The organism is Actinokineospora baliensis (assembly GCF_016907695.1).
Classification (GTDB): Bacteria; Actinomycetota; Actinomycetes; order Mycobacteriales; family Pseudonocardiaceae; genus Actinokineospora; species Actinokineospora baliensis.
The window spans coordinates 2,325,493-2,348,510 of sequence record NZ_JAFBCK010000001.1 but is presented as its reverse complement, the minus strand read 5'-3'; the positions used below and the strand labels follow the sequence as shown (position 1 = coordinate 2,348,510).

The 23,018-nt window shown below is 67.5% G+C and carries 21 protein-coding genes and 1 riboswitch; of the genes, 7 read left to right on the top strand and 14 right to left on the bottom strand.

All coding sequences use genetic code 11. From position 1 onward, the window contains the following. The first annotated feature begins 119 nt into the window (after positions 1-119). From JOD54_RS11265 to JOD54_RS11255, 3 genes are read left to right on the top strand one after another with little or no spacing between them, the layout of a single operon-like run. Entirely contained in the window at positions 120-1,190 is a 1,071-nt protein-coding gene (locus tag JOD54_RS11265; protein ID WP_204450488.1) for a LolA family protein, read from the top strand. 5 nt (positions 1,191-1,195) lie between these two features. Next, entirely contained in the window at positions 1,196-2,185 is a 990-nt protein-coding gene (locus JOD54_RS11260) for an ABC transporter ATP-binding protein (protein ID WP_239573342.1), read from the top strand. After that, positions 2,182-3,018 carry an ABC transporter permease gene (locus JOD54_RS11255; RefSeq protein WP_204450486.1) on the top strand — a complete coding sequence of 279 codons (837 nt, stop codon included), beginning with the start codon at positions 2,182-2,184 and terminating at the stop codon, positions 3,016-3,018. The genes JOD54_RS11260 and JOD54_RS11255 overlap by 4 nt, the downstream gene beginning before the upstream one ends. 1 nt (position 3,019) lies before the next feature. On the opposite strand, the gene JOD54_RS11250 is transcribed toward JOD54_RS11255, so the two are convergent. The 3 genes from JOD54_RS11250 to JOD54_RS11240 are packed head-to-tail and all read right to left on the bottom strand — an operon-like array spanning position 3,020 to position 6,613. Next, positions 3,020-4,018 carry an ABC transporter ATP-binding protein gene (locus JOD54_RS11250; RefSeq protein WP_204450485.1) on the bottom strand — a complete coding sequence of 333 codons (999 nt, stop codon included), beginning with the start codon at positions 4,016-4,018 and terminating at the stop codon, positions 3,020-3,022. A gap of 1 nt (position 4,019) precedes the next feature. Beyond that, positions 4,020-5,606 carry an ABC transporter permease gene (locus JOD54_RS11245; RefSeq protein ID WP_204450484.1) on the bottom strand — a complete coding sequence of 529 codons (1,587 nt, stop codon included), beginning with the start codon at positions 5,604-5,606 and terminating at the stop codon, positions 4,020-4,022. Then, positions 5,582-6,613 (bottom strand): thiamine ABC transporter substrate-binding protein, encoded by a 1,032-nt coding sequence (locus tag JOD54_RS11240; RefSeq protein ID WP_204450483.1) that lies wholly within the window; start codon positions 6,611-6,613, stop codon positions 5,582-5,584. The genes JOD54_RS11245 and JOD54_RS11240 overlap by 25 nt, the downstream gene beginning before the upstream one ends. Before the next feature lie 19 nt (positions 6,614-6,632). Then, positions 6,633-6,742, bottom strand: a riboswitch (TPP riboswitch). A 34-nt stretch (positions 6,743-6,776) separates the two neighbouring features. On the opposite strand from JOD54_RS11240, the gene JOD54_RS11235 reads away from it, so the two are divergent. Continuing rightward, positions 6,777-7,061, top strand: a complete 285-nt coding sequence (locus tag JOD54_RS11235; RefSeq protein WP_204450482.1) for a 4a-hydroxytetrahydrobiopterin dehydratase — start codon at positions 6,777-6,779, stop codon at positions 7,059-7,061. A 65-nt stretch (positions 7,062-7,126) separates the two neighbouring features. On the opposite strand, the gene JOD54_RS11230 is transcribed toward JOD54_RS11235, so the two are convergent. Continuing rightward, the gene (locus JOD54_RS11230; RefSeq protein ID WP_204450481.1) at positions 7,127-8,284 is read right to left on the bottom strand and encodes an alkaline phosphatase PhoX; all 1,158 of its coding nucleotides are present in this window, start codon (positions 8,282-8,284) and stop codon (positions 7,127-7,129) included. A gap of 248 nt (positions 8,285-8,532) precedes the next feature. On the opposite strand from JOD54_RS11230, the gene JOD54_RS11225 reads away from it, so the two are divergent. Both JOD54_RS11225 and JOD54_RS11220 read left to right on the top strand, forming a co-directional pair. Further along, positions 8,533-10,266: a hypothetical protein gene (locus JOD54_RS11225; RefSeq protein WP_204450480.1), complete on the top strand. Its 1,734-nt coding sequence runs from the start codon at positions 8,533-8,535 to the stop codon at positions 10,264-10,266. After that, on the top strand, positions 10,263-11,318 hold the full coding sequence (locus tag JOD54_RS11220) for a hypothetical protein (protein ID WP_204450479.1): 1,056 nt from the start codon (positions 10,263-10,265) through the stop codon (positions 11,316-11,318). Before JOD54_RS11225 ends, JOD54_RS11220 begins: the two co-directional genes overlap by 4 nt. An 11-nt stretch (positions 11,319-11,329) precedes the next feature. Here the strand turns inward: JOD54_RS11220 and JOD54_RS11215 are convergent, their stop codons facing one another. The 4 genes from JOD54_RS11215 to JOD54_RS11200 form a co-directional block, all read right to left on the bottom strand. Continuing rightward, complete coding sequence (locus JOD54_RS11215; protein WP_204450478.1) at positions 11,330-11,980, bottom strand: Clp protease N-terminal domain-containing protein; 651 nt, start codon at positions 11,978-11,980, stop codon at positions 11,330-11,332. 40 nt (positions 11,981-12,020) lie between these two features. Beyond that, complete coding sequence (locus JOD54_RS11210) at positions 12,021-12,830, bottom strand: ATP-grasp domain-containing protein (RefSeq protein ID WP_204450477.1); 810 nt, start codon at positions 12,828-12,830, stop codon at positions 12,021-12,023. Positions 12,831-13,151: 321 nt separating this feature from the next. Beyond that, the gene (locus tag JOD54_RS11205; RefSeq protein WP_204450476.1) at positions 13,152-14,363 is read right to left on the bottom strand and encodes a tyrosine-type recombinase/integrase; all 1,212 of its coding nucleotides are present in this window, start codon (positions 14,361-14,363) and stop codon (positions 13,152-13,154) included. Then, a complete protein-coding gene (locus JOD54_RS11200) occupies positions 14,305-14,793 on the bottom strand; it encodes a hypothetical protein (protein WP_204450475.1) in 489 nt (162 codons plus the stop codon). The genes JOD54_RS11205 and JOD54_RS11200 overlap by 59 nt, the downstream gene beginning before the upstream one ends. A 263-nt stretch (positions 14,794-15,056) precedes the next feature. On the opposite strand from JOD54_RS11200, the gene JOD54_RS11195 reads away from it, so the two are divergent. Continuing rightward, positions 15,057-15,245: a helix-turn-helix domain-containing protein gene (locus tag JOD54_RS11195; RefSeq protein ID WP_204450474.1), complete on the top strand. Its 189-nt coding sequence runs from the start codon at positions 15,057-15,059 to the stop codon at positions 15,243-15,245. Positions 15,246-15,328: 83 nt separating this feature from the next. Here the strand turns inward: JOD54_RS11195 and JOD54_RS11190 are convergent, their stop codons facing one another. The 6 genes from JOD54_RS11190 to JOD54_RS11165 all read right to left on the bottom strand — a co-directional run bounded on the left by JOD54_RS11190 (position 15,329) and on the right by JOD54_RS11165 (position 22,719). After that, a complete protein-coding gene (locus JOD54_RS11190) occupies positions 15,329-15,523 on the bottom strand; it encodes a hypothetical protein (protein ID WP_204450473.1) in 195 nt (64 codons plus the stop codon). A 29-nt stretch (positions 15,524-15,552) separates the two neighbouring features. Next, entirely contained in the window at positions 15,553-16,479 is a 927-nt protein-coding gene (locus JOD54_RS11185) for a peptidoglycan-binding protein (RefSeq protein WP_204450472.1), read from the bottom strand. A gap of 68 nt (positions 16,480-16,547) precedes the next feature. After that, the gene (locus JOD54_RS11180; protein ID WP_204450471.1) at positions 16,548-16,877 is read right to left on the bottom strand and encodes a hypothetical protein; all 330 of its coding nucleotides are present in this window, start codon (positions 16,875-16,877) and stop codon (positions 16,548-16,550) included. A 13-nt stretch (positions 16,878-16,890) separates the two neighbouring features. After that, a complete protein-coding gene (locus JOD54_RS11175; RefSeq protein ID WP_204450470.1) occupies positions 16,891-19,230 on the bottom strand; it encodes a hypothetical protein in 2,340 nt (779 codons plus the stop codon). A 1-nt stretch (position 19,231) separates the two neighbouring features. After that, positions 19,232-20,050, bottom strand: coding sequence for a hypothetical protein (locus tag JOD54_RS11170; RefSeq protein WP_204450469.1), 819 nt, complete (start codon positions 20,048-20,050; stop codon positions 19,232-19,234). Next, positions 20,047-22,719 carry a phage tail protein gene (locus JOD54_RS11165; protein ID WP_204450468.1) on the bottom strand — a complete coding sequence of 891 codons (2,673 nt, stop codon included), beginning with the start codon at positions 22,717-22,719 and terminating at the stop codon, positions 20,047-20,049. The genes JOD54_RS11170 and JOD54_RS11165 overlap by 4 nt, the downstream gene beginning before the upstream one ends. Between the last annotated feature and the right edge of the window lie 299 nt (positions 22,720-23,018).

Here is a 23,018-nt window from a genome sequence, read left to right as displayed (position 1 = left end):
CCGCGCGGGGCGCGGACTCTCAGCCGACTCTCAGCAGCGTGGCCGCTCTCAGCACCATCTCAGCGACCAGGGCGCAGTGTTCTCGGTGCGGGAACGACAACCCGAACAGGGAGAGAGCAATGGACAGGAAGAGGACGGCGCTGACCGTCGCGGCGGCGGGGACGGCGGCGGGGGTCGCCGGGCTGGTCCTGATCGCCAGCCCGGCCGGGGCCGACGAGACACCGCCGGTGCTGCCGCCGATCAGCGCGGAGGCACTGGTGCAGTCGACCATCGAGGCCCACGTGCCGTCGCTGGCTGGCGCGGTCGAGCTGCGCAACGACATCGGCCTGCCCATCCCGGGCCTGCCGCAGGTCTCCGGCGACAACGTCGCGCGGGTCTACGCCGACGGCACCGGCCGCGGCCGGGTCTCGCTCAAGGACGGCAGCGGCGAGCGCACCTTCGTGCAGGACGGCACCACCACCTGGCTGTGGAGCTCGGCGAACCGGTCGGTCACCAAGTTCGACTCGGCCAAGGGCGCCGACCCCAAGGAGGTCGAGGACAAGCTGGCCGACCCGGCTGCCGCGGCCAAGGAGGTCGTCGACCTGATCAAGGAGTCCAGCACCGTCTCGGTGGACGGCACGGCGCGCGTCGCGGGCAGGTCCGTCTACCAGCTGGTGCTGACCCCGAAGCCGACCGAGCGCACGCTGCTGCGCGAGGTCCGGGTGTCGGTCGACTCCGAGACCAGGGTGCCGCTGCGGCTGGAGGTGCTGGCCAACGGCCAGTCCGAGCCCGCGCTGCGGGTCGGGTTCACCGAGTTCAGCACGGGCGCGCAGGACCCGGCGCTGTTCACCTTCACCCCGCCCGCGGGCGCCAAGGTGGTCGAGGGGTCCACCGAGGGCAAGAACGAGGGTGACCGGGAAGACCTGTTCAAGGCGGCCAACCTGAAGATCGTCGGGGACGGCTGGGACACCGTCGCCACCGGGCAGGTGCCCGCGGCGCTGTTGTCGGCGCAGGTCCCGCAGTCGGGTGAGCGGCAGGCGGTCGACGTGACGAGCATGCTCAAGCGGCTCGGCAAGGAGGTCAGCGGTCCGTTCGGCACCGGGTACGCGATCTCGACCAAGGTCGGCACCGCGCTGGTGACCACCGACGGTCGGATCGCCGTGGGTGCCGTGCCGCAGCAGGTCCTCATCGACGCCCTCGGGCAGAAGTGAGCGGCTTGACCGAGCAGGGGGCGGCCGCGGTGGGTACCGCGGCCGCCCGCACCAAGGGCCTGCGCAAGGTCTACCGGGGGACGGTCGCCGTGGACAACGTCGACCTGGAGGTCCCGACGGGCGCGGTGCTGGGGATGCTCGGCCCCAACGGATCAGGCAAGACGACGACCATCCGGATGCTGCTCGGTCTGGTCACGCCCACCGCGGGTGAGGTGGAGCTGCTCGGCGAGAAGATGCCGGACGGGGCGGCCAAGGCGCTGCCCGAGGTGGGGGCGCTGGTGGAGGGGCCCGGGTTCTACCCGTTCCTCTCCGGGCGGGAGAACCTGCTGCGGTTCGGTGCTGCGGAGCCGCTGTTGGCCACCGCGGATGTGCCTAACGCCGTGGGGGCGGCGCTAGAGCGGGTGGGACTTACCGCGGCTGCGGGGCGACGGTTCCGGGGGTACTCGCTCGGCATGAAGCAGCGGCTGGGTTTGGCGGCGGCGCTTCTGGTGCCTCGCAAGTTCGTAGTGCTCGATGAGCCGACCAATGGCTTGGACCCGGCTGGCACTAGGGAGATCCGCACGATCATCGCGGACCTCCACGCGGCGGGGACCACCGTGCTGGTGTCCTCGCACCTGCTAGCTGAGGTTGAGGCGACCTGTACGCACGTCGCGGTTCTCAACCAGGGCACTGTGGTGGCGCAGGGGGAGCTGTCGGCGCTTCTAGAGGCCGGTAGCGGGAGTTTGCTCGTGACGACACCGGAGGCCACGGCCGCGGTCGACGCACTGCGAGACCAGCGGGTGCCTGCGCGACCCACTCCAGACGGGGTGCGCGTGGACCTGTCGGCCACTACCGCGCCCGCTGTCGTAGAGGCACTGGTGCGCGCTGGGGTGCCTGTGTACGAGGTCCGCAAGCAGCGGACCGGACTGGAAGACCTGTTCGCCCGGCTGACCGAGGCATCCTCGACGGCCGACATGACCGAGCTGGACACGCTGATCGCGGAGGAGGCCCGATGAGCACGCTGGTGGTGCGCCGGGCACCGATCACACGGGTGCTGCGCTCGGAACTGCGGATGGTGCTGCGCAGGCCGCGCACGCTGATCGGGCTCGGCCTGCTGGCACTGGTGCCGGTGCTGATGGGTGTCGGGATCGCGATCGCGACCGCCAACGGCGAGGAGGGCGGCACCGAGGGACTGGCGGCGCTGGTCGTCGGCAACGGGATGCTGCTGCCGATCTTCGCGCTGTCCATCGCGATGGCGATGCTGCTGCCGCTGACCGGCGCGATGCTGGCCGCGGACGCGCTGGCGGGGGAATCGGCGCACGGGACGCTGCGCGGCATGCTGATGGCCCCGGTGGGGCGCGGGCGGCTGCTCGCGGTCAAGGCGTTCGGGGTGGCCTCGGTGACCCTGCTCGCCGTGCTGCTGATGGCGCTGACCGGCATCCTCAGCGGGGTCATCCTGCTCGGCGGCGACGGCATGCTGACCGCGTCGGGTACTTCGCTGCCGTTCATGGACGCGCTGGGCCGGGTGCTGATCACGGTCCTGTACGTGACGCTGCAGGTGTGGGCGCTGGCCGCGGTCGCGCTGGCGGTGTCGGCGTTCACCGAGCACCCGCTGATCGTGGTCGTGGTGACGCTGGGCGTGGTGATCGTGTCGGGGGTGCTCTCGGCGATCCCGGCGCTGGACGGGGTGGACCCGGTGCTGGTGACGACGAGCTGGGACGCGGTGTCGGAGGTCGTCCGGGACCCGATCGAGTGGGGCCCGCTCATCGAGGGCAGCCTGCGGGGCCTGTGCTACCTGGTGATCGGCGGGTCGATCGCCTACAGCCGGATGCTCACGCGGGACGGGTGACCTACCCGATGACGGCGATGCCGTCTGGGTCGAGCTCCAGGTGGATCTGTTCTCCGGGGGATGGCGCGGTGGCGATACCAGCCACCGCGTCGACCTCTTGCTCCCCCGTCCGCACTGTGACGCGCACGTGGTCGCGCCTGTGAACGACGGCCTGCACCAGACCTGCGACAGGGCCGCCGCCGACTCTTAGCGCGGACGGCCTAAGACCGAGGTGCGTGGTCCCGTCGGGCACATCAAGCGCGAGAGAACCGAATCGCGTTTGGACAACGCCGTCCTTCGCGGGGGCGTCTACGAAGGTGCTGCAACCCAGGAACCTTGCGGTGTCTTCGTCCACTGGGTGACGCCAGACCTGATCTGGGAGACCGGACTGAACGACCCTGCCCTCTCGCATGACGGCTACCCGGTCAGCCAAGGTGAATGCCTCGTCGTGGTCGTGGGTGACGACCAAGGCAGTGGTCTTGGAGTCTCTTAGGAGCCGAGACAGGTCTATGGCCAGCTGCTCGCGTAGGGATCTGTCCAAGGCAGACAGTGGCTCGTCAAGAAGCAGCAGGCGGGGTCTTGGAGCAAGAGCTCTCGCTAGGGCGACCCGCTGCTGTTCACCGCCAGAGAGCTCCGTGACCCTTCTTGCTCCAAAGCCAGCGAGGCCAACCAGGTCCAGGAGCTCCTCTACGCGGCGGTCGCGTTCGGGGCGGGCGACGCCTGCCATGCGTAGGCCGAAGACGACGTTGCCCGCCACTGTGCGGTGCGGGAACAGTTGGCCGTCTTGGAAGACCAGGCCGAACCCGCGTCGGTGCACTGGGACGCCACTGAGGTCCACGTCGTCCCAGGAGATCGCGCCGTCCGCGGGTTCCAGGCCAGCGACCGCGCGCAGCAGGGTCGACTTGCCGCAGCCGGACGGACCCAGCAGGGCGAGCACCTCCCCGTCGGCGATCCGCAGGTCCACCGCGTCCACCGCTCGCTGGCGGCCGTAGTGCACGGTCAGGTCGGTGATCTGGAGCATGTCAGAACTCCCCTACCGAGCCGACGCGCAACCGGTCGACGACGATCACGATCGCTACCGTGACCAGCATCAACAGGGTGCAACACGCGTAGGCCATCTGGTTGTTGAGCTCGCCGGGGCGGGCGACGAGCCTGCCGATGACGACCGGCAGGGTGGCTGATTCGGGTCGAGCGAGGAAGCTGGTCGCGCCGAACTCGCCAAGGGCGACCGCGAAGGCGAACGCGGTGGCGGCGACGAACGAGCGGGCGGCCAGCGGGAGGTCGACCTCCCGCCACACCCGCAGCGGGGCGGCACCGAGGGTGGCGGCGGCCTGGCGCAGGCGGGTGTCGATGGCGCGCAGCACCGGCAGCAGAGTGCGGATGACCAGCGGCGTCACCACCAGCGCCTGCGCCAGGGGGACCAGTAGGGGCGAGGTGCGCAGGTCACCGGGGAGCAGGTGCAAGGTGATCAGGTACCCGAAGCCGACGGTGACCGCGGAGACGCCGAGCGGGAGCATCAACGCGGTGTCGATGCCCTCGACGAGGCTCGGGCGGGCTCTGGTCCGCCCGAGGGTGACCAGTGCGACGCAGGAGATGCCACCGAGCACCAGGGCGAGCAGGGTGGCATCCGTTGCCGCGCGCAGCGAGTTGAGCACCGCTTCCCAGCCGGTGACCTGCAGCGATCCGCGGAAACCGGTCCCGCCGAGCGCCCGGTAGCCGTCGAGTCCCGATTCGAACGATTTCGCGACCAGCGATGCGATCGGGACGAACAGGGCGAGCACGACGAGGTAGGCGGCGGCAACGATGCCCCACTCACCACCGGCGGGTCGGCGGGTGGTGTCCGCGCGGCCGCGCAGCCGCAGGGTGGTCGACCGGCGGCGCAGGACGGCTCCTATGACTAACACCGCGACGACCGAGGTGATCTGCAGCAGCGACAGCGCCGCCGCGCCGGTGAGGTCGAACAGCTGCACGGTGCGCAGGTAGATCTCGGTCTCCAACGTCGCGTACTCGCCGCCACCGAGGAGCAGGACCACGCCAAAACTGGTGGCGCAGAACAGGAACACCACGGCAGCGGCGGAGGAGATCGCCGGTCGCAGCACGGGCAGGGTGACCGAGGTGAAGGTCCGCAGCCGGGACGCCCCGAGCGACCGGGCGGCGTCTTCGGCCCGTCTGTCCACATGCGACCACAGAGCGGCGACCGTCCTGGCCACCACCGCGACGTTGAAGAACGCGTTGGCCAGGATGATCGCGACCGGGCCGCCCTCGCCGAACAGGGACCGGAACGCCAGCCCAACGACGACGGTCGGCAGCACGAAGGGCACCATCACGGCCGCTCGAATGAAGGCGTTGCCGCGCAGAGAAGTCCGAGCGATCAGGAAGGCCACCGGCATGCCGGTGATCACCGCTACCGCCGTCGCCGCAGCAGCTTGCCCCAAGGTGAAGCCGACGATCTTCCAGGTGCTCGGCGCGAGGAGAACTGCGCCGAGCCCGTCACCGAGGCCGAGCTGGACGATCGCCGCCACCGGCCAGAGGAAGAACACCGCCAGGAAACCCAGCGGCACTGCAGCGGCGGCGAGAGCTCCGGTTAACCCCGGACGACCGTGCGCCACTGCTCGATCCACCGCTCCCGGTTGGCCTGGATGTCCTCGGCGGGCAACGACGCCGGGCTCTCCGGCCGCGGCGACGCCTTCTGCCACGCCTCAGGCAGCGCGATGCCGTCGCGCACCGGGTAGACGTACATCGACTCGGCGACCAGCTTCTGGAAGGTCTCGGAGATCAAGAAGTCGACGACCTTGCGCGCGTCGTCCTGGTTCTTCGCACCGGCGAGCACACCGGCGTACTCGACCTGCCGGAAGCAGGTGTCCAGCACGGCCGCGGTCCTCGGCTTGCCGTCGGTCCCGACCTCCGCGGACGGGGAAGACGCGTAGGAGACGACCAGCGGACGCGGCCCCTTACCCGAAGAGCCGGAGAACTCCTGGGTGTACGCCTCTTCCCAACCGGCGACGACCTTCACGCCGTTGTCCTTGAGGCGCTTCCAGTAGTTGGGCCAGTCCTTGGCGCCGTAGTGCGCGACCGTCGCCATGAGGAAGGCGAGCCCGGGTGAACTGGTCGCCGGGTCCTCGATGACCAGCATGTCCTTGTAGCGCGCGTCGGCCAGGTCTTCGAAGCTGGTCGGCGTGGCCAACTCGCGGCCCGCGAGCGTGGCGAGGTCGACGTTGACGCAGACATCGCCGACGTCGACCGCGGTGAGCCGGTTCAGGCCGTCGACCGCGAACTTCTGCGGCCCCTTGTCGGCGTCCGCGGGCCGGTACTCGGCGAACACGCCCTCCGCCAGCGCCCGCGACGCGAACGTGTTGTCCACCCCGAAGGCCACATCCCCGATCGGCGCCGCCTTCGTCAGCACCAACTGCGTCGTCAACGCCCCGGCGTCGCCGCTCTTGCGGACGTCGACCTTGATCCCGGTGTCGGCGCGGAAGCGGTCGAGCACGGACTGCTCGACGGTGAACGAGTCGTGGGTCACCAGGACGACGGTGCGCTCGCCGTTGCTCTGGGTGCTGCTGGTGCAACTCGCGGTCAGGGTCGCGGCGACCACCAGCAGGAGACTGAGACGGCGCATGGATGTCCTTCCTCGGGCGTGCGCGCCACGAGCACCTCCCTGCGCGGGCATGACCCCGATCAGGTGTGGACGGTCGAGGGCTGCGCGCCCTCCTCTCAGCCCGACATCCGGACTCCCGTGGCGCGATGAGCGTACGCCTGCCGTTGGGGCGAGGATGGACACCATGGCTGAACTGCTGAGCGACCAGGAAATCGGCAAGACCCTTGGCACCCTCCCCCGCTGGCGCCTCAACGAGGGCGGCCTGGTCCGCGTCGCCGAACTCGCCGACTTCGCCGCGGCGATGGCGGTGGTCAACCGGGTCGCCGACCTCGCCGAGGCCGCCGACCACCACCCGGACATCGACATCAGGTGGAACAAGGTGACCTTCCGCTGCACCACCCACTCGGCGAACGGCATCACCGCCAAGGACGCCGCACTGGCGACGCAGATAGAAGCCGTTCTCGCCTAACCGCCGTCAGTTGACCGGGGCACCACGGCGACTACAAAGCAAATCGGTGGAGAACTGAGGGTGGATCAACTCCGGAAGGGGCCGGTCACCTCGTAGGTGATGCCGCCGAAGACATTTCCGGCGGTGCCGCGTTGGGAGGAGAAGTAGAGCCTGCGGCCATCCGGGCTAAAGGCGGGGCCGGTGATTTCCGACGAGGACTGGCCCGCGATCCGCAGGAACGGCGCCACCACACCGGCTGGCGTGATGATGTTGATCTCCATGTCGCCGCCGTCCTCGGCGATGTAGAGGTCGCCGGTGGCCGACCGGGTGATGTTGTCGACACCTGTCAGGGGCGGGGTGCCGGTGACCAGGGAGTCGTCGTAGGTCAGCGCGATGGTGGAGGTGGCGGGGCGGTAGGACCAGACGCGGTTGTCGCCCTTTGTGGTGAACCAGCAGGTGCCCGCCGCGTAGTGGCAGCCCTCGCCGCCGTTGAAGCGCTTGGCGGTGGGGACCTGCTTGCGGGTCGTGATCGGGAAGCCGTCCGGGTCCGGGACCCTTGCCCAGCCGACCGGACCGTCCACCAGGTCGTTCGCGCCGGTCATGACCTCGAGCACGCCGCTGGAGAGGTCACCCCAGGTAGTCGGGCGGAACCGGTAGAAGCACCCGTCCGTGGTGTCCTCGGTCAGGTAGATGTAGCCGTGGTCGGCGTCGGCGGCGCAGGCCTCGTGCTTGAACTTGCCCAGCGCGGGGCGAGCGACCGCAGCGCGCACACCCCACGGGTCGGTCTCGAAGACGCGGCCGTAGTCGATCTCCTCGCAGGACAGCCAGGTCCCCCACGGGGTCGCGCCGCCCGCGCAGTTGACGTTGGTTCCCGACAGGGTCCGGTAGGCACCGGTGATCGCGCCCGACGCGTCGAACCGGACCGCGCCGACCCCGCCGACCAGCGGAACCTCGCTGTTGGACACGTAGATCCAGCCCGCACCGTCGGCGAAGCAGGCGCCGCCGTCGGGGGCAGGGTGCCAGAAGTAGTCGGTGCCCGCGACCTTCTGGCCGGTGCGGGCGATCACCCGGCTGGCGAAGCCGACCGGCAGGTGGATGCCGTTGGCGTCGGCCGCCAGAAGCGCGCCGTAGGGACTGGGACCGGGTTGGGCGGTCGCCGCGAAGGCGGTCCCCCAGGACGCGCCGCCGAACGCGGCGGCGGCACCACCGACGACGGCCACCCGAAGGAAGTTGCGACGCTCCATGGGCCCACTCCGCTCTGTGTGTGCGCGGCCCGACCGTAACTGGATTCAGTGACACCCAGTCGACGGAAAGGTGTACTACGACCGGAATCGTGGTCGCGGCGGAATGTTGTCCCATTTCCCGCAACCCCGAGTTCACCGGGAGATTGGCCGAATATCGCGCTTGTAACGCGCCGCCGGGGTTCGGTGACTACCACAGCAGACGGCGATCACGGCGTCGCGGGCGAACGTTTCGGCGATCGAGGAAAGCGATGACGAGCGCGACCTGCCCGGTGTGCCAGCGCACCGACCCGGTCGGCACGCACTGCCCCGGCTGCGGGTGGCTGCTGTCGGCCGGTCCGTGGGTCGGCCCACCCTCGGCGGCGCGCGCACACTCGTTCGCGACCGCGTTCGCCGCCGCCTGCCGCACCTGGGACCTGACCGCGGCCGCGCTCGCCGCCGGTTACCCGGATGCCGGGGACCCCGTCCGGTTCGCCAGGTTGGTGCTGCGCGCCCGCGGGTCGAGGCCGGAACAATCGGACTTCAGAGCCGCGATCGACGCCGCGGCCGCGCGCAGGCAGGACCTCGGCACGGTCGGTGCCGCGATCGGCCCGGTGCTGCTCACCACCGCGACGATCATCGACATCGGTCCCGCCGGGATCACCGAGTGCCACCTCGAGACCGACGGCCTCGGTCGACCCCGGCTTTCCGGCACCGAGCACCACAGCTGGCAGGCGCTCGGCCTACCCGCCGACGACGACCAGGCCCGGCTCGCGCTGGCCGCGGGCACCGCCGTGCTCGAACCCGACTGGCCGGACGACGCGGTCGTGCTCAACCGGCTCACCGGCTGGCGCACCGCGGACGACCTGGTCGGCGACTGGCCCGCCACCCACCACATCCGCGGCGACGAACCCCCCATCGACGACGACCTCGTCCGCGCCCTCGCCCGTGCCGTTCCCCAGAGCCACGCCTGCGGCCTGGTCCTCGTCGACGTCGCCGCCGACGGCCGCACCAGCACCGTCACCCACCCGCTGTTCCCGCGCGGCGCGACGGCGCTCGACAGCCAGGAGGCGGTGGTCCGGGTCGGCGCGCCGTCGCAGGGCGAACCGGTGCTGCTCGCTGTGGTCGCGGGTCCGCCAGGCGCACCGCCGTGGCGCTGCACACCGATCAGCGCGGCGACGTGCGAACTCGCGCCGGACCGGCAGCACACGATCCGCGTCCGGCTGACCGGACCGTGCGCGGTGGAGATCGTCGAGCCCGCCACCGAGCCGGACCAGTGGGCCGTCGACACCTGGCCCGCTTCGCTGGACCGGGTGCCGCCGCGCTACCGCCGCCACGACCACGCCGTCGACCTGGTCGTCGCCGTGGAACTCGGCGGGGAGGCCTTCGACCGCAGGCGGGACCTGGCGCTGGACCTGTTCGACACCATCGAGCGCGAGCACCCGGACCCGGCGGCGGCGCGGATCGCGGTACTCGGCTACTCCGACCACAAAGGACGCCAACCGCAGCAAGTCCTTGCCGTGCAGGAATTCGGCGCACTCCACTTGGCCCGCGAGTTCGTCGACCGGTTGCGCGCGACACCGCTGGTCGAGCAGTGCGCCGCTCCCGTCGAAGATGCTTTGTGGGCTGCCGCGAGCATGCCGTGGCGGCCGGTACCGCGGACCCTCGTGCTGCTCGGGAGCAGGCCGCCGCACCCGACCGACCTCGGCTACCGGCTGGCGCCGAGTTGCCCCAACCAGCACCGCTGGCCGGACCTGCTGGCCAGGTTGGAGCGCGACGACGTGCACCGGGTGGCGGTGTGGGAGCAGCCCGCGTGGTGCGCGCAGAACAACGAGACCAGCGACAAGGCGGGCGCGGTGTGGGCCGCGCTGACCCGTCCGGGGACCCCGTTGCGCGCCGACTGGGCCACCGCCGACCGGCTCGCCGCCGACGCCCGCGTGCTCGGTCGCGCCGGTCCGGCGACCACCGTGCCGTTCCCGCTGACCAGGGTGGCGCAGGACCGATGACCAGCACGAACGCGGTCGGTATCGACATCGGCACGGCGCGGACCAAGATCGCCGCGGCCGGGTCGGTGCACGAGTGCGCGAGCCCGCCGCTACCGAGCGGGTCACCCACCGGGATCGCCGAGCACGTCTCGACCCGGTCGGCGGCGCGGCGGCTGGCCCGGTTCCTCGGCGAGGTGTTCACCGGGCTGGTGCCGGTGGACCCCGGCGGCGCGAGCGTGGTGTTCGCGGTGCCCGACCGGTGGGCGGTGTTCGACGAGCACGCGGTCGTCGCACCGGAGGCCAGCCAGACCGGCCAGGCGTTCGCGCGGGTGCTGACCACCGAGGTCGGATTCGCCGACGCCCGCCTGGTACCCGGCCTGCAATGCGTCGCCGCCGCACAATGCAGGCCGGGCCGCCCGGCGGGGGCGCTGCTGGCACTCGACGTTGGAGCGTCCGCAGTGGACGCTGCCGTGTACATAGTGGACGGTGTGACCACACGACTGGTCGACGCCGCGCACAGCGACCTGACCAGCGCGGGCTGGCGGGACTCCCCCAGCGAGGTTGCCGCGGCGGCCGTCCGGCGGTTACTGGGCCGGGTCGACGGACCGCTGCTGCCGCACGCGGTGGTGACCGGCGGAAACGCGGCGACGGCGGTGCTGGAGGCGGTCACCGCGGCGGCGGCCGGGCGGGTCACCTCGGTGCGCTGGGCGGACCCGACCGAAACCGCCCGCGGGGCACTGCTGATCGCCCGCGGCGAAGCGGTCGCACTGTCGGAATACCCGCACACCGTTGGCGTACAAGCCCACCGCATCACCGGCGGCGAACTGGAATCCCTGGCGATCCCGCTGACGACCGGCCGCACCCGCCTGACGGTCATCGACGACCACACCGACACCATCCCGGTCGTGATCAAGCTCAACGGCACGGGCCCCTGGCTGCCGACCCGGATCTACGGCACGGGCCCGATCGAACCGGGAACGTACGAGATCTCCTTGCTACCACGGCAAGGCACGCACGGGGCGGTGCTGGTCAGCGGTGAAGACGGGGAATCCAGTCACCGCATCGAACTCTGACGCACGCCTAGTCACTCACCCCTGGCGCGCAGGGCTTCCTCCACCTGCTCCCGGGTGACGCCGTGGTCCGGGGCGATGGTGAGGACGCCGAGGAGGAGGTGTTCCGGCCAGATCTTGTCGCCGCCCAGGCGAAGGGCTTCGCGGTGGCCCAGTTCCAGGGCCTTCTTGGCGGCGGCGGAGAAGGGGATGGCGTCCTCGGTGGGGGCGGTGCCGGTGCCGAGGGTGGTCCTGGTGGTGGTCGAGACCTGGTCGGCGTCGGGGATCAGGGCGGCCACGGCGTCGTCCTGCAGGAGGGCCAGCAGCAGGTGGCCGGGCTGGATCTCGGGCAGGTGCGCGGCGCGGGCCTGCTCCTGGGAGCGGACCACGACCTGGCGGGCGCCGTCGGTGTAGCGGGCGAAGATGCGGATGTCGTCCTCGCCGGTCGCGGGTTCGGTTGGCACGAACCGCTTCTGCGCGGCCTGCTTGGTCACGCCGATGCTGTCGCCGATGGTGGTCCACGAGGCGCCGGAGCGGCGGGCGCGGTCGACGAAGTGGCCGATCAGGTGGTCGGCCACCTCGTCGAGGTGGCGGCCGAGGACAACGGCTTCGGTGAGCCTGCCGAGCGGGTCGTCGGTCCGGTGTTCGATGGCGGCGATCAGGTCGTCGAGTCGAGGTGCGTTCATGCCGTCAACCATAGGTTGACGATGACCGGATCGTCAACCTCTAGTTGACGCTGGCCGCGACGGCCTTCGCGTAGACGTCCCCGGCGAGGGCGGCGTACTCGCGGCTGTGCCTGCTGAACCGCTCGAGCGACACCCCGCTGTTGACCTCCATCACCAGGTGCTCCCCGTCGACCACGACGACGTCCACGGTCGCGAACCGCAGCCCCAGCGCGGTCATCGCGTCGCCGCCGACCTGGGTCAGCCGGTCGAGCACGGCCGGGTCGACGCACACCTCGGGGGTCGCGCCGAGGTGCAGGTTGTGCCGCCACTCGGTCGCCCCGGTGCGGACCTTGCGGAACGCCAGCAGCAGTTCGCCGTCGAGGAACACCGTGCGGTACTCGTCGGCGACGGTCAGGAACGGCGACCACGCGATGGCCCGGTACCGGCCGCTGAGCTCCCTGATCGCCGAGTCCAATTCGGACCGCGTGGCCGCCAGCAGCACCCCCCGACCCCCGGACTCCACGTTCGGCTTGACCACCACCGGCAACTCCCGGTCCCAGTTGACCGGCGCCGACCCGGTCCACCCCGGACGCACCAGCCGGTGCTCGACGCAGGGCACCTTCGCCGCCGCCAACAACACCGTCGTCGCGACCTTGTCGTCAGCGGCCTTCGCCGAGGCGACGTTGTTCAGCGGGAACGAGTACCCGATGATCAACCCCCGCGCCGCGCCCCTGCTGATCTCGCCGATCCAGTGCCCGCTGTGCCAGGTGATCCCCGCACCCAACTCCGCGACCGCCCGCTCCACGTGCCGGACGAAATGCCGATCGGTGATACTGCTCGGCCCCGCGACCCCGTCGAGAAAATCCTTCACCCACACACCCCGTGTCCAATACGCCCCTCAGCGCGCATCGTACCCCGGCCCATTACCCGCACAGCAGGCGCGATGACCACGCGGGCCCCCGATGCGTTCTGCGGCACCAGGATGCGCCGCACGAGGGGCTCCGCGCGTCACTGCCAGATCTCGCGGATCAGGCTCGACAAAAACCCGAGCGCGCTTGGGTGTTTCGATTGTCGGGGCAGCGCGGCAGTGGTCGAATTATACGTTGAACCTGAATTCTGCCACACCCCCTCCTACCAGGCTGTATGTGGGTCAAAGTTGGTCGGAGCCAGCACCGATCCAGCACGGGAGATCCTACGCGGCCACCAAGGCTGGCCGTCTGACCGTGAGCGCAGCCTGCATGACCAGGAGGAACCTGTCCACGGCGTCGGCCATCATGTGGCCGTAGATGTCCGCCGTCGTCTTGAACGACTTGTGCCCGAGCCACCGCGACAGCTCCAAGATGGGCAGATTGTTGGCCAACGCCACCGACGCGAAGAAGTGACGTAGATCATGCGGGGTGTACTTGTGCTTGCCCGACAGTGTCACGAGCCCGCACGCCTTCAGCGCCTTCACCCAGTGGTACCCGTAGGTGGTGGCGGTGGGCATGGTCCCCTTGCCGCGCTGCCGCGGCGCGAAGAAGACCTCCACCTCCTTGTTGCCGCTGATCAACAGGTCGGTCCCGAACTCGTCCAGGTGCCAGTCGATGTCCTGCCTCAGAAGCGGGACGAGGGGGACGTCACGGTACTCCTTCTCCGTTCTGTGCTTCAGAGGAACCAACCGGGTCTTGCAGTCTTCCCGGTTGGCCTTCGAGCTGATCTGCTGTGAGATTCGCATGAAGTCACCACGCGGACAGCCCCTGTTGAACGCCAGAGCCTCACTCACTCGCAGACCGCCGCCGCTCATGAGACGAACCGTCAGCTTGTAATAGTCGACCATGGCTTCATGGATGGCCTCCACCTCTTCCAGAATTGGAATATCATCCTGGTTGACGGCAGCCGCGACGGCCGTAGGAAGGCTGACCCCTTCGCACGGATTGTTCCGAATCCGCTCGGCACGGATCGCTGCGTTCAGCATCTTGTAAAGAATGTCAAACCGGTCAAGGATGGTCGAAGCGGCCAAGCCCGATTCCCGCATCGCCGTGGGGACCGTCTGTACGTGCTCCATTCGGAGTCCCGCCAAGGTGCGATCACCGATGGCTGGAACTACCCAGTTGCGAACGAATCCGCTGTAGTTGGAGAACGTCCCTTCGCTAACATTGATGTTCTTCAGCCACTGATCCGCCCACCACGCGACGCTTACAGCGCCTCGCTTCGGATCGAGGTAGAGGCCCTCGTTCTTCTGGTTCTCGATCCTGGACTCAAAGGCGCGAGCCTCCTTGGCGCGCGGGAAGGACTGCTCCCGCTGGCGCCCCGTACGCCCTCCTGGCTCGCGGTACCGAACGGTCCAGTCGTGACCGCACCGAGCCTTAGTGCAGGGAGGATCCCACTCCTCCTTGCAACGTTGAAACACCTTCGCCAATATCATCTCCCTCGAACCTGACAGAAGTAATGGCCTTGGCTTTGTCGGTCAGTTTCCCCCCAGCCCGCCCCTTGATCGTAGTCAAGAGTCCACGGTTACGGGCTTCTTTCAGGTGTGACCTTATTGTGTCCGGCCGTCGCTGGACAACGTCGGACAAATGCGCCGTCACAGAAGCCACACCGGCCTCCACGAAGGTGACATAGGCAGTCGCCAACCAAGCCAGGTACTCATCACTGAGTCCATCGTTAATCAGCGGCCGAACGATCTTACTGAACCCCTCGGCCGTAATCGCAAGTGTCCGGATTCCCTCCGCACCGCTGATTGCCGCCCCACGGAGCTGGCGCCATCCTTCAGCAGCCCGACGAAAGTCGATTTGCCGAATGACCGTCGAGGAAATGCCGCCGACGGCGTCCTCTGGGTCTGCGGCGGGATCCATCCGGATCTCCAAGTGCCAGGGTCCTCCCTGGTCTGCCCCCTCCGGCCAGCGAAGGCTGACCTGCCAGGGACCTATGGTCTGGAGTATCCCCAGGTCAGCGACCTTGGGAAGCTCCCTGCTTGCTTCTCCCATGAGCCCATCATGCCGGACATACCCAGGTATGGCAAGCATGGTTGACAGACGGGGTAGTCAAGAGGTCTCATGATGCAGGGGCGCGTGCCCCAGTAGCCGACAGGAGACACGCAACGCGTATGGCGAGGTTGATGAACGTTGAAGAGGTAGCTGACTACCTCGGGATCGCGTCGAAGACCGTCTACCAGAACTGGCGTACCTGGGGTGTCCCGGCCGTGCGGATAGGCGGCGGCGATAGCGGCCCGCTGCGGTTCCGCCGAGAGGACATCGAGCGGGTTCTGCTCCGGTGGTCGATCGAGAGCGATGCGACCGCGGCCTGAGCGTCAGCACCAAGCCGCGAGACGACGTCGGTGGTCAAACACAGAAAGCCCCCTCCCGGCTTGGCCGGGAGGGGGCTTTCTGTCTACAGGTCTCGCTCAGGGACCATGTATCCAGCGATCGAGGCGAGGATCACGGTGACTGCGGAGGCGACCACTTCGGGTACGACGACGCCGAGGGAGCCCGCGATCCATACAAGTACGACAGTGAGTGCACCAACCGCAGTGGACACGCCGACCTTGCGAGTGGGCAGGTTCGGGTTGGGGTTCGGGGTAGTCAAGGTTCAGTCCGTTTCTGCTCGGTGAGGGCCTACAGGCCCATTGCGGCCCAGGTCTTCGGGCCAACGACGCCGTCCGCGCTCAGGCCCTTCATGGCTTGATACCGGCGGACCTTCGCTTCGGTCGCGGGGCCGAAGGCGCCATCGGTGGGCAGTCCAAGCCACCGCTGCAGCGTCTCTACGTCTTCGCCCGTCGATCCCCTTCGGATCGTCGGACGGCTCGGGCGCGGCGGCGCAGGTGCAGGAGTCCCGCCCCCAGCAGGTACAGCAGACCCAAGGCCGGACTGGATACGTGCCCAGGTGCTTGGGCCGACGACGCCGTCCACGCTGAGGAGCTGACGGGCCTGGTAGGTCCGGACAGCGGCCTCGGTCGCAGGGCCGAAGATGCCGTCTGCGGGTCGGACGCCGAGATAGCGCTGGACCAAGGCGACGTCTGCGCCGTTGCTTCCCCGCCGGAGTGTGGGGCGGCCGTTGGGAGCGGGTGAGGGGGAGGGGGAGGAACCACCTGCCAGTCGGGCAGCCACGCGAGCGACGTGCTCGTACGAGGCGTTGATCTCGAAGTGCATCTCGTCTGGCCGCCCGACGTAGTCTCCGCCCCAGCGGACCACGTGTTCGACTTCGTTGAGAATGCGGTGGATTTCGGCTACCTGTGCGGCATTGAACGTTCCGCGCACGCCAAGGGGATGCCTTGTCGCGTTTGCGTCTACGGCGGTAGCGCTGGAGTGATTGGATGTCGCGGTGCCGCCGCGGATCGGGCGGCTCGCGTAGCCCCAGTCGTCCAGTTCTCCTCGGGTTGAGGCCAGGTCGAGGTCTTCGACCCGCCGGTCGAACTGCGAGAGGACGTGGAGAAGCACGTCGCCTGCTGGGCCGTTGGCGACGGTGACTCGGACGTTGGTTCCCGGAACGAGCCGGCTGGAGCGCGGGGGGTCTACAGGCCAACCGTTCTGGCTGACTGGCATGGATCTCCTTGAGAGCGCACGACAATGCCCCCCGGCCTGTGGCTGAGGGGCATTGCGTGGTGGGGGTGTTAGTTGCCTGAGAGGGCAAGCCAGATTGTGACCACAATGGACACGATGGTGATCATGGAGCCGATGGACCATCGGACGGTCGACGCCGAGCGCGCTTGTGCTTCCTCGCACGCCTTGCTGACGTCGGCTATCTCTGCTTTGGCCTCGTCCAGTTCGCGGCGCAGGCCAGCGAGGTCCGCTCGGTGTTGGTCGCGGGTGACCACGTGGTCGAGCCGAGAGGACATGTCGCTCAGGGATTGGCTGATCGACGTCAGGACGTAGGAGACCAGTCGGGACAGCTCGCCTAGGCTTTCGGGTTCCCCGATCGGTGGTGGAATCAGAGGGCTCATGGTCGAGTCTTCTCTACGGTGCGGGGCGGACGAGTTCGATGGTCAGCGTGTCGGAGAGACCATCGGTTCTGCTGAAGACGCGTCTGATGCCGTAGATCTGGAGCTTGAGAGATCCCATTGCGTCCGGATCGGCGATGGAGATGCAGTCCCCCAGTTGGAGTCGCGGGTCGCCCGCGATCCTGATCGCGTCTGTCGCCGGGGTGGGACTGCTGGTCTTGCCGAGAAGGGTGGTGGCCAGCGACAGCGCGTCGTAGGACTCCTGGTGCCAATCGCTTGCCAGCTCGAAGTTCCTGCCTCCGAACTTGTTGACCGACGCGAGATTCTTCCGCGTGAAGGTCCACTCGGGATAGTCTTCGACGACCGTGCCGCCGATTGCCAGGCAGGCTTCTCCGTTGTTGTTGGCCAGTCGGCAGGGTTCGCCGTACCCGTTCCATATCTCGATGACCACTCGGCGGGTCTCGTCGAAGTAGGCGCGGATGTCGACACCGCTGGTGCGGGTGTCGTCCTCGACCCATGCCCCGGACTTGAACCACTGGACCACATAGCGGTGCCTGTCCGAGTCGCGCCACGTCGCATTGGTTCGGCGTGAAGGTCTCAGCGGATCGGGTTGAACGACATGGTCGACCGGTACGGTGAAATACTTGACCGTACCGCCTGGCGTGTAGAACTGGTCGACATCGTCGGACTTGAAGATTCGCGCGTAGTGCGAGCGCGAACGCTTGGCCTTGACGGAGTACATGTTTCGGACGGAATCAAGCGAGTTGGTCAACTTGAGGCCGGTGACGTCATCGAGTGTGAACGATCGAACCGCCGTGCTCTGTAACCCGACCACTCGGTCGTAGTTCCAAAAGCGAAAGATGCCTGACTCGTCCCAGAACACCGACCCGTACTCGGCCGCTGCCACCTCCGTGATTACGTCCCAGGCGTCGGTGCCGCTCTGCGCGGCGATGGTGCACAGGCGGTTCTTCGACTGGTCGAGCACGGCGGCGTACTTCGCCGGCCGGGTGACCAGGTACGTCGTCTCCACGGACGGCGAGTTGCCCTCCCAGGTTCCGTAGAAGACGTCACTGAGGGAGTCCTTGTGGGAGAGGACAATGGTGCCCTTGTCCCCATCGTCTTGCCATGTGAAGGGAAACGCGCTTCCAGTGGAAACCCACCCGCCTGTGGTGGCGGTGCCACATCGGAGGAAGACTTGCGGGGTACCGGAACGGAATGGGTCCCAGATCAGCTCTACCCGCTGACTGCTTCCAGTCGTAGGAATAGTCAGCTTGGGTGACGAGAGCGTGGGGCCACCATCCAGATTCCAGAAGTTCGACCAGATCTTGCCGTTGTCACCAATGGCCACGTTGAAGAAGTAGCGAGCCCCGATCCAAACGCCCATGACGCTGTGGTTGGCCGCGGTCTTGTAGTAGTCACTACCTACGCCGTTGGTGACCAGGGTGAAACCCGCGTAGTGGGTTCCCTCTTCGAGAATCTGGTCTCGGTCGAGCACGGAGTAGCGATGCAGGTCCCCGGACGAGGTGCCGAGGGCCGCCAGCGCCAGGGGCGCTGTAGTGGGCTCGGGCGAGTTGGGATGGGTGGGTGCAGTGGCTCGATACATGACGGCGCCGGATGCGTCGGTCGGATAGAGGTTGTCGACCGCGTGTCCGAAGTACCCAACAGTCGGGACCAGCGAGCCGGTACCGGACATCCAGAACTGCGTCCCTGTCGAGGACGAGTCCGGTAGCGAGAACTCCTCGCGGGTCGCGGGTCGGTAGGGAGTCGGCGATGTGTCGCACTGGCGAAGGCACGTGTCGATCACCCACTGGGAGCTGATGAGCTGTGTGCCGTACGCCCCCTCGCGCTCCTGGTAGCTCGACACGGCCCAGTAGGGCAGAGTGACCGGCCTGCGGAGCAGTTCGGCCCGGTCGAGGGCGGTGATCTCCACGGCGCCATCCGACCGGTCCGGCGAGGCGGTTCGGACACGCCCGGTGAACTGGGGGTACCAGATGACACCGCCGGGGGTCTCCACGCCGAGCCGGTAAATGATCTCCGCTCCGATGACATCCTTGCCGTACAGCGGTGACGCGGTGTTGTACGGGGAGAAAACCCCTGAGAACGGCAGCCCGTTGTAGGCGCCGTGAACCGTGGCGACGAGCTCGGCCGCCGCGGCTCCTTCGATCAGCAGCAGCTCTTCCGGGGCCGTGCCACGCAGCGACCGATCGACCGACACGTCGTCGAGGTAGGACGACAGGTCTGACAGCGGATGATCGAACAGACCGTTGCGGTTCCAGTCGACCATCAGTGAAGCGAGGAATCTGCGTTCACGCGATTCGATCGCACCGGCGGCTGCTGTGCCGCCGTGGGTCTGCAAGTCATGCCTCCAGGAGAGTCAGGTCGCAGTCGACCAAGGGGAATCGGGGGGAGGTGAGCGCGAGTTGGTCCAGCACCACCACTGGCGCGCCGCCTCCGGTCTCCCACGCGGCGGGTGTGCTGCCGCGTTCGAACTGGGGTGCGGCTAGCTGGACAGGCGTGGTGTAGGTCTGGCCACGGAACTGGAACACCCCGCTGACCGCCCCTACTGGGGCCAACCGGAACATCGAGAAACGAGTCCACGTGGTGGTGATGGACACGGTGTTGTAGTTGGTGCCCACCTGGGCACCAGTCCGGTCGAACCACTCGAAGCCGATCCGGGCGCTGACCGCAGCGTCGGCCTTGAGCCAGACCGAGCCCACCATCTGTTCCTCGGGGAACACCGCCGTCTTGACCGCCTGGTCGAAGGTGACCGTGTTGGTCTCGCCACCCCAGCCGGTCAGGCGCAACGACCGGTACCCGGGGCCGGCGAGTGCAGGCCAGTCGGTAGTCCAGGTTCGGGTCGCGGTGGGCACTGTGATGCCGGGGCCGTTGAGGGTGACCGCGCTGATGGAGAGTCGGTTGTGGCGCAGGGGGTCGATGAGACGAAACGGTCCGGGGATCAGTCTGGTGTGGAGTGCTTCGAGCCAGAGTCGTTCAGCGGGGTCGATCCAACGCCACTGAAAGGTGTACTCCGCCTTGTGGCCGGTGACGTCCAGCGTGCGAGCACCGGAAAGACCTTGGTGGATACCGCCGTAACGGACCTGGCTGACGGTGATGCCTGGCTCGGGGCAGGTGAGTGCCCGGAGATCCCCGAGGGGGCCTAGGTACCAGGTGCTCACCCGCGCCTCGCATTCCGTGTGTTTGCCTTGTTGACCAGCTTCGCTAAGCCGCCTCCGTCGAGTTGTACTTGCCAGCCCGACAGTGCGTCCGCGACAACCGAGCCGATTCCGCCGAACCCATCGGCTTTGATTTCGCCCTGCCATTCGGCGGAGGCCGCGGTGTTGGTGGCGGCCATCATTTCCTCGATAGCTCCGATCGCGGCCGGCGTGCCGTCGCGGATGCCCTTTGCCCAGTCGCTGACGAGAGCGCGACCGGAATACAGGGTGTAGCCTTTACCTGAGAAAGGACCCTTCTTCGCCGGTGAGAACGGGAACAAGTCTCGAATGTCGGAGACAAGTCCACCCACCCAGTTCAGCGCGGAGTTGAACATCGAGCGGATTCCGTCGATCAGCCCGGAAATGATCGAAGCTCCGGCGTCATACAGGAGGCTGCCAAGATTCCCAAGACTGCGAAGGATCCCCATCGGGATTCCGACGACCAGCTCGTACAGCGCGCGCAATCCGAGCGTGAAGCCATTCTTGAGCGCGACCCAGGCGCCAGACAAGATCTGCTTGGCGCCTTCCCAGGCAAGTTGCCAGTTTCCGGTTAGAAGACCGACGAATAATCGAATCAGACCGATCGCAAAATCGAGGCCGCCTTTGATGATCCCGGAGACCAGTGGCCAAACCGCTCGCGTCGCGACTAGAACAGCATTGAACGCCGGAATCAGGAACTGCACGATCGCGCCAGTGAGTTCCGCGAGAGGAAGCCCACCTAGGATCTTTGCGAGCTGAGCCACCGCAGGCACAGCCAGTCGAACAATATCCACCAGAATCGGGAGCGCCACGCGAGCCAATTCCACGGCGGGCGGGACGAGCTGAGAGAGAACTGCCAGCAGTACGCCGAATCCGACTCGCGCGATCTCAAGCAAAGAAGGCAAAAGCGGAACGGCGGCAATCAGCAATTCGGACAGAATCTTCGAAAGCTCAGTCAGGAGCGGTTCCAGCTCGCGGAACGCACCCGCGAGGAAATCCCCCACGATCCGCCCAAGTTGGACTAGGAAATCGACTAGGGGGCCGATTGCTGGCTGGATGGCGCGAAGCGCCATTACCAGGACGGAATTGACCACCCGAGCCAGCTCTAGGAGAATGGGAGCTAGGCCGCCTATTGCCCCGTCTCCGAGGAGTGTCCCCACCATTTCTGCAAGCAGCTCGAAGGCTGGCTGAAGCGCCTCGACGACGGGAATGAGTGCGCGAAGCCCTTGGGTCAAGACCTTCGAGACCAGATTGGTCAGGGTGCCTAGAATTGGCAGCAGGACCACTGCGGCGTCACCGACCGCCGAAATCAGCTCGGACAACGAGCCGCCGATCTGGCCCATTACTCGGATGCCGGATTCGAACAGCTTTACGAAAACGTCAAGCAGGGAGCTTGTTACTTTTGCAAGCCCAGATATTCCTTGCTTGAAAGAGCCGTCGGAGATGACTCGGTCGGTTGCAGCCCGAAAGTCCTGTGCAAACTTGTTAAGGACTGAGGCCAGAAGGCCGAACTGCTCGCTACCGGCCTTTCCGAGTGCCAAGAATGCGCTCGTGCCGTCCCGAACCATCGGGGAAAGCTGTGTGAAGAACTTCCCCGTGTTGCCTAGGATGGCCTCGATCTGGCGAAGACCTTGCGCGGACGTGACTACGTCCACGAAGGACTGCGCCATGACGATGACGCCGTCAGCGACCTTGTTGAGACCCCGGTCGAGAACGGGGAAGACGCGCTTGAGCTGTGCGAATACCGGCTTAAGACCGCTCTCAAAGTTCGCCGATAGCGACGCCTTGAGCGCTGCGATGTTTGGCTTGAGCTGAGCTGCGGCCCTCTTGATTCCGTCCAGCCCGAGGGATACCGCCGCGATTCCGGCGGCTGCCGCAAGGCCCAATGACGGCAAGCCGGCCAGCAATGTGCTGACGAGTCCGATTGCGGGAGCAGCGAGGGTGAAGACCCCTACGGCGATCCATCCCGCGCGGCCGAGCTTGCCGAGCGAACCGACCGCGCTTCCCAGTGCTGAACCGATGGTGCCGACAGCCGATGCAGCGCCCCGGGCAAGGCGGGTTGTGGTCCGTCCGAGGGTTCTCGTGGCGGCGATCCCGAACCGGCCCATTCGACCGGTGGCACCAGCAAGTGCGTCACCGGTTCGGAGGAGATTCTTATAGAAGCCGTCGGCCTTGATCGCGCGAATAGACTTGGCGGCCTGTGTCAGCTTTCCGCCGACATAGCGCCAGTGTGCGCGAACATTGGCGGTGCGCTTCGCGATGTTCAGTGTCTCGCGGGCTACCTCGACTGCTCTCCGCCGTACCAGACCGAGGAACCTCTCGGTCTGCATCCATTTGACGAGGATGTTGCCGATCAACGTCTCAGTTGGTCCCAGGTCGAGATTCAAACCGGACATGTCGATTCGCGGGAGGCTGGTGTCCAGCTTCTTCGCATCGACTTGGACGGCGACCTTCACGGGCTTGGCGAGATCTCGTCTCAGCCGGGCCATGGACTGTCGTGCGTGTTTGATATCTAGCTCGACTGGCACCGTGAGGCGGAGCATCTTCTTCAGATTCTTGAGAAAAGCCCGGAGCTGCTTGGCGAACTTGCTGGTGTTGGGAGCGACTCGAACGGCTACGCGGTCGACTTCCTTACCGCCGGGGCCTTTCGCCATCCATACCTTCCTTGAGCTTTCTCACCGCTGAGATACGGGCGGCGGCCAAGGCGGAGAAGTCGCCTCGGGCGCGCTTGCGAGCGCGGGTGTCCGGGCGTGTCACGGCATCGGGTGGCTTCGGCTTCCGCTTGGAGTTGGCCGCTACGAACGCGTACGCGTGATTGGTGACGGTGTCGATGAGCCTCGCCATGAGGTACCTGTCAGGCCCCCAGCCGCGAAACCGAGGTCCACCGCGAATTGCGGCGACGGTCGCAGACTCCGGGGGGAGCTGCCTGACCAAGGCGAGCGCCCGGCGAGCG